Source organism: Kitasatospora sp. NPDC059577 (assembly GCF_042735475.1).
Taxonomy (GTDB): Bacteria; Actinomycetota; Actinomycetes; order Streptomycetales; family Streptomycetaceae; genus Kitasatospora.
Genome location: NZ_JBHWBZ010000002.1, coordinates 334,675 through 341,116 on the forward strand (window position 1 = coordinate 334,675; position 6,442 = coordinate 341,116).

Sequence of the window (6,442 nt, forward strand, 5' to 3'; positions counted from 1 at the left end):
GAGGGGCGGTGGTGGTCCCGGTCCTGACCCGACCGGTGGGTGGGCCGGCGGTGTCGCCCGCCGGCGTCAGCTCGGCGCGAGCGTCAGCTCAGGCCCTTGACGACGTCCTCGCCCGCGCCGAGGCCCGAGACGATGTGGACGGCGTTCTGGCCCTCCTGCTGGATCAGGCCCGAGCCGCTGGCGAGCAGCTCGTGGAACTGGGTGTACTTCTGGCGCACCTGGTCGTACTTGGCCTGCCAGTCCTGCATCTTCTCGACGAAGACGGTGCTGGCGGCGGCCTGGAAGTGCGCCTGGATCTCCTCGACGATGGCGTTGGTCTGGCGCTGGGTCTGCTGCATGTGCGAGTCCTGCGACTCCACGGTGGTCAGCACCTGCTGGACGACCACCGGGTCATTGAGCATGCTGTTGTCGGCCATGTGACATCCCTTCTCAGAGGCGGCGCCGGCCGGTCGCCGACGCCTCCGGGTGGGTGGGGGTCCGCGGCCCGGCACATTGAACGGAGCCGCGGTGCCCCGGGTTCAGCCCCCGCAGGGGTTTGTGGAGCCGGGCGGCTCGACCACGCCGCCACCGCCGAGGGCGGCCGGATCGAGGCTCGGCCCGGTGGGCAGCAGGCCGAGCAGCCGGGTGGGGACGGCCGCCGGAGCGGTCTTGGTGTAGCCGAGTTGCTTGGCGACCGCGGGCGAGGGCAGCGGGTACTTCACCCCCGCGTCGGTGACGAGGTAGAGGGTCGAGCCGGCCCCCGAGGCGGTGACCGCCCGCGTCAGGGAGCCGCCGCCCGGCCGGACCGCGATCCGGTCGGCACCGTTGCAGGCCGGGGTGACCCCGGGCTGGGCGGCCGGGGACTGCCCGGCCACGGCGGCGGCGTCCAGCAGGCCGACCGCGACCGCCCCCGGTCCGCCGGGCCGCAGCTCGACGCAGGGCACCTGCCCCTGCGTGACCTTCGCCAACTGCGGTGGAGTGGCTGGAAGTTCGGCGCCGGCCCAGGCGGCAGCGGCGGCCGCGGGCGCGAGGTGCGCCGCGAGGTCCGCCGGGCCGACAAGGCCCGGGGTGACGGGCGCGCCGCCGTAGGCCTCCTGCTGGATCCGCGGATCGCCCTGGACGAGCCGGAACAGCGTCTCGCCGAGCGGGACGAGCCCGTCCTCGGCGAGCAGGTAGCGCTCGCCGCCGGGGCCGGTGAACAGCTGGCCGATCCGGGTGCCCTTGCCGGCCAGTGCGGGGCCTGCCGTCCCCCGCCCGTGCAGCTCGGGGGCCCGGACGTCCGGGCCGACCGGAAGGGTGTCCAGAAAGCCGGCCGTCACCGGGTACGGCGTGGCGCTGCCGTACCCGAGGGCACGCAGCCCGCCGTCACCGGAGTCCACCCGCAACCTCTCCCCCCGCCAGACGAGTTGGGGCGCACCGTCCGGCCCGGCCACCAGCACGGCCTGCTCGTCGGACAGCGGCCGGGCACCTCGGCGCATGCCGATCGCCAGCGACAGCTGGGGCGTGGCCCGCGCACCGGGCGCCACCTGGCCGCTCTGACCGGCCTGGACCGCGCAGGCCGACCAGTCGGCCTGGCCGAGGTCCTGGTCGGCCGGCAGACCGTCGGGGGCGCCGACCAGGCCGACCACCGCCCCGCGCGGTACACCGTCCAGCGAGCCCGCGCTGACCGTCGTCGAGCGGAACTGGTCCCCGGCGAGCAGCCGGGCGCTGGCCTGGTTGAGCACCGGGCGCAGCTGCCCGCCGGCGTAGAGGTACCGGGCACCGCTCTCCTCGACCACCACCAGGGTGCCGGGCTTCTTCCAGCCGGTCGCGCCCCCCGGTTCGATGAGCCCGTAGACCCCGGCCCCGACACCGATCAGCAGACCGATGGCGAGCCCGACCATGGCACCCCGGGTGGTCCGGGCGACGGGCGTGTCGGGCGCGTCCGGCTCGGCGCGCAGCATCCCCGAGGAGACCCGGCTCATCACGAACAGGTGGGCCTGCACCTGGTCGCGTCTGGACTGCATGGGAGCTCTCCCGGGATCGGTGGGGCGGACGGGCTGGGTGGGGTCTGCGGGCCGGCCCTAGCCGGCCATGCCCCGCATCAGGTGGTAGAAGCCGAGGGTCTGCAGGGCGAGCGGCAGCAGGGCGAAGGCCGCCAGGGAGTGCAGCAGGTCTGCGGCGCGCCCCCAGTAGGGCAGCAGTCGCCGGCCGGGCACCGTCCAGGCGACGACCAGCAGGACGGCAGCGACCCCGAGCAGCACGGCGACCAGGGTGAGCCGGTCCTGCCAGGCGCCCGCCAGGCCGTACCGGCCGGCCAGCAGCACCAGCCCGTACAGGCCCGGCAGCAGGACGGCGAGGCGTTGCCGGAGGCTGCCGATCTCGCGGGCGTGCAGCAGGAGGAGCGCGGCGAGGTCGGCGGCCGTCGCGGCCGGGCCCCAGCCGTCGGCGTCGGCCAGCAGGGTCAGGCAGGCGGCGCTGACCAGGCCGATGCCGATGAGGAAACCGGTCAGGTAGCCGTCCGCGACATCGCCGCGGGCGAGGACGACGGCGGCCGGGAACGGCTCGATGTCCTCCTGGAGTTCCTCCGCGTTCCGCGGCAGGGCGGGCACCCTGAGGCCGGCCAGCTTGAAGGCGAGGCCCGGGGCGAACGCCCCGGAGAGCACCGCGGCACAGGCGAGGACCGCCGCCGAGTGCCCGGGCGGCAGGTCCTGCACGGCCAGCACGCCCGCGGCCAGGGCGACCAGGCCGACGAACAGGACGGAGAGGAAGAACGGCGCCGAGGCACCGACCACCGCGAGTGCGAGCACGGTGGCCCCGGCCGCGGCGGATCCGCCGGACAGCAGCCGGTCCGTGCCGCTCGGGCCGGGCATCAGGGTGGCGGCGGTGACGGCGTAGCCGATCGCGGCGGCGCCCAGCGCGGTGCCCGCCACGGCGTCGCCCACCGTGCGGGCGGCGCCGCCGGCCCCGACCAGGAGCAGGACGGCGATCACCGCGGCGGCCGCGCAGCGCAGGTCGGCGGGCCCGGGCAGGAGCAGCAGCGCCAGACCGCCGGCCAGGGCGACCAGCGCGGCGGCGACCGCGAGGTGGTGGGTGAGCGCCGGGCGCCAGGAGTCGCCGCGCTCCAGCATGCCGCTGCGCACCCCGTCGACCACGTCGTCGAAGTGGACCGGGGGCAGTTCGGCGGTGCGCGGGCGCAGGAAGATCTCCTGGCCGTCGCGCAGTCCGAGCGCGTCCAGCGTCAGGTCCTCGTCGAGCGGCTCCTCGCCCACGCGCTGCAGGACCCAGCCGGAGTGCTCGGCACCGGCCTCCTCGACCTCGGTGCCCGCGTGAGCGAGCACGGCGGGCAGGAGGTCCGCCAGGACCACGTCGGACGGCACGGCCAGTTCGAACGCCGAGTCGGGCGCACGGAACCTCAGTCTGCACAGGCCGGCCACGGCTCCACCACTCATGCGTTCCCTCCTCCGGTCTGCGGGTCTTCGCCCGGCTGCACGGAATCACCGGGGGTCGCGGTTCACCGGAATCGGCAGCAGTTCGGTGAACCTCCGGGGACCGCGCTCCGTGCCCAGGGCGGAGACGTCCACGCGCGTGTGAGGAGAGGCCCGTTGAGTCAGGTCGTGGTAGAGCGTCCGCCGAGGCGCTCCGGGCCGGAGATGCCGGACGGCGACATCCAGCTGCAGGAGCCGCCGGGCCTGCCCGAGCCGCAGAGCGGGCTGTCCACCATGCTCACCATGGCGCCGATGGCGCTGAGTTCGCTCTCGATGGTGTTCATCTTCCTCAACCCGAACTCAGCGGGCGGTCCGCTGACCTACGTCGCGATCGGCATGATGGGCCTGTCCGCCGTCGGCATGCTGGTCACCCAGATGATCCGGGGCGAGAGCGACCGCAAGCGCCAGCTGCGCGGCGAACGCCGGGACTACCTGCGCTACCTGTCGCAGATCCGCCGTCAGGTCCGACGCCACACCGTCAAGCAGCAGCGCGCCCTGGCCTGGCGGCACCCGGAACCCGCCGCGCTGGCCTCGATGGTGCGCACCTCCCGGCTGTGGGAGCGCCGCGCGGCCCACCCCGACTTCGGCGACGTGCGGATCGCGGTCGGCGCGCAGCGGCTGGCCGTACGGCTGGCTCCGCTGGCCACCAAGCCGGTCGAGGACCTGGAGCCGCTGAGCGCGCACGCGCTGCGCCGGTTCATCCACGCGTACGGCACGCTGCCGGAGCAGCCGATCGCGGTGCACGTCCGCGGCTACGCGCACGTGGCGTTGCGGGTCGACGTGGGCGAGGGTGCCGGCGCCCCCGACGGTGGTGGGCCGGACGCCACGGAGGCTGCCCGCGCCCTGGCCCGCGCGATGGTGGCGCAGCTGGCCTTCTTCCACGCCCCCGACGAGCTGCGGATCGGCGTGGTGGCGGCACCCGAGCGCCGCGCCGACTGGGACTGGCTGAAGTGGCTGCCGCACGCCCTGCACCCGAACGAGACCGACGGGGCCGGCCCGGTCCGGCTGGTGTCGGGCTCGATGGTGGAGCTGGAGCAGCTGCTCGGCGCCGAGTTCACCGCCCGCGGCCCCTGGGAGCCGGACGCGCAGCCCGGACGCGAGGAGCCGTACACCCTGATCGTGGTCGACGGGGTGCGCCTGCCGTCCTCCGGCCGGGCCGCGCTCGCCGGCTACCGCAACGCCACCGTGCTGGACGTGGACGACGCGCTGGAGTGGAAGCACGCCAAGCACCGGCTGCGGCTGCGGATCACCGCGGACGGCGCGCTGGAGCTGGTCGGATCGAACCGCGACCGCCAGGACAGTGTCACCGCGCTCGGCCGCCCCGACGCGCTCACCGCCGCGGCCGCCCGGCGCTACGCCGTCGTCCTGGCACCGCACCGGCTCGGCGACACCACCGACGGCGCCGAGCCGCTGGCCACCGACTTCGACCTCACCTCCCTGCTGGGGATCAAGGACCTGCATCGGCACGACGTCCGCCGGGCCTGGGCCGACCGGCCCAAGGAGCAACGCCTGCGGGTGCCACTGGGCCTCGGCTCGGACGGCACCCCGGTGGACCTGGACATCAAGGAGTCCGCGCAGGGCGGCATGGGCCCGCACGGCCTGCTGATCGGCGCGACCGGCTCCGGCAAGTCCGAGCTGTTGCGCACCCTGGTGCTGGCGCTCGCCCTGACGCACACCTCGGAGACGCTCAACTTCGTGCTGGTCGACTTCAAGGGCGGCGCGACCTTCCTCGGCCTGGACCGCCTCCCGCACACCTCCGCTGTGATCACCAACCTGGCCGACGAGGCCGCCCTGGTGGACCGGATGCGCGACGCGCTGCACGGCGAGATGATGCGCCGCCAGGAGCTGCTGCGCTCGGCCGGCAACTACACCTCACTGGTGGACTACGAGGCCGCCCGGGCCTCCGGCGTCAAGCTGGACCCTCTGCCCACGCTGTTCGTGGTGGTCGACGAGTTCTCCGAACTGCTCGCCGCGCACCGCGACTTCATGGAGCTGTTCATCATGATCGGCCGCCTCGGCCGCTCGCTCGGCGTCCATCTGCTGCTGGCCTCGCAGCGCCTCGACGAGGGCCGGATGCACGCCCTGGAGTCCCATCTGTCCTACCGGATCGGTCTGCGCACCTTCTCCGCCATGGAGAGTCGCGGCGTCCTCGGGGTGCCGGACGCCTTCCACCTGCCCTCGCAGCCCGGCAACGGCATCCTGCGCAGCGACATCGCCACCCTGAGCCGGTTCAAGGCCGCCTACGTCTCCGGGCCGTACCGCCAGCAGAAGCCCAGCCCGGCCCGGCAGGCGGCGGTAGCCGGGCAGGTCGTGCCGTTCGGCACCGAGTACGTGGCTCCCCGGCAGCAGCCGGTGGTGCCGGAGCCCGGCGTCGCCGAGGAGCCCGAGACGGAGGAGGCCGCCCGCACCCTGCTGGAGCTGGCCGCCGACCGGATGACCGACGCGGGCCCGCCCGCCTACCGGGTCTGGCTGCCACCGCTGGACGTGCCGCCGACACTGGACGAGCTGCTGCCGCCGCTCTCCCCCAGCCCCGAGCACGGACTGACCACGGACGGGTGGCCGCTGCGCGGCGGGCTCTCGGTGCCGGTCGGCGTCGTCGACCGGCCGTTCCAGCAGCTGCGCGACCTGCTCACCGCCGACCTGTCCGGAGCGGGCGGACACGTCGGTATCGCCGGCGGCCCGCAGAGCGGTAAGAGCAACCTGCTGCGCGCGCTGATCACCGGCCTGGCGCTCACCCACTCCCCGCGCGAGGTGCAGTTCTACTGCCTGGACTTCGGCGGTGGCGGCCTGTCCGCACTGCGCGACCTGCCGCACGTCGGCGGGGTGACCGGCCGGCACGACCCGGAGCGGGTCGGCCGCACCATCGCCGAGATCAACGGCATCATCGCCCGCCGGGAGCAGAGCTTCGCCCGGCTCGGCATCGACTCGGGCGCCCCCGGGCGCCGGCCGCGGGCGGGGGGCGGCCCCCCCCCCCCCGCGCCCCCCCCCGCGCGCCC

Annotated in this window: 4 protein-coding genes; 1 reads left to right on the forward strand and 3 read right to left on the reverse strand. The window is 75.1% G+C overall.

The window, feature by feature from the left end; genetic code table 11:
• Positions 1 to 83 precede the first annotated feature (83 nt).
• The 3 genes from ACFV0O_RS03960 to eccD form a co-directional block, all read right to left on the reverse strand.
• Positions 84 to 416: a hypothetical protein gene (locus ACFV0O_RS03960; protein ID WP_380335976.1), complete on the reverse strand. Its 333-nt coding sequence runs from the start codon at positions 414 to 416 to the stop codon at positions 84 to 86.
• Positions 417 to 518: 102 nt separating this feature from the next.
• On the reverse strand, positions 519 to 1,985 hold the full coding sequence (eccB, locus tag ACFV0O_RS03965) for a type VII secretion protein EccB (protein ID WP_380335979.1): 1,467 nt from the start codon (positions 1,983 to 1,985) through the stop codon (positions 519 to 521).
• 57 nt (positions 1,986 to 2,042) lie between these two features.
• The gene (gene eccD, locus ACFV0O_RS03970) at positions 2,043 to 3,410 is read right to left on the reverse strand and encodes a type VII secretion integral membrane protein EccD (protein WP_380335982.1); all 1,368 of its coding nucleotides are present in this window, start codon (positions 3,408 to 3,410) and stop codon (positions 2,043 to 2,045) included.
• Between the two features lie 201 nt (positions 3,411 to 3,611).
• Here eccD and eccCa point away from each other — a divergent pair.
• Positions 3,612 to 6,442, forward strand: a 2,831-nt coding sequence (eccCa, locus tag ACFV0O_RS03975) for a type VII secretion protein EccCa (protein WP_380336032.1), incomplete at its 3' end; no start/stop codon positions are given.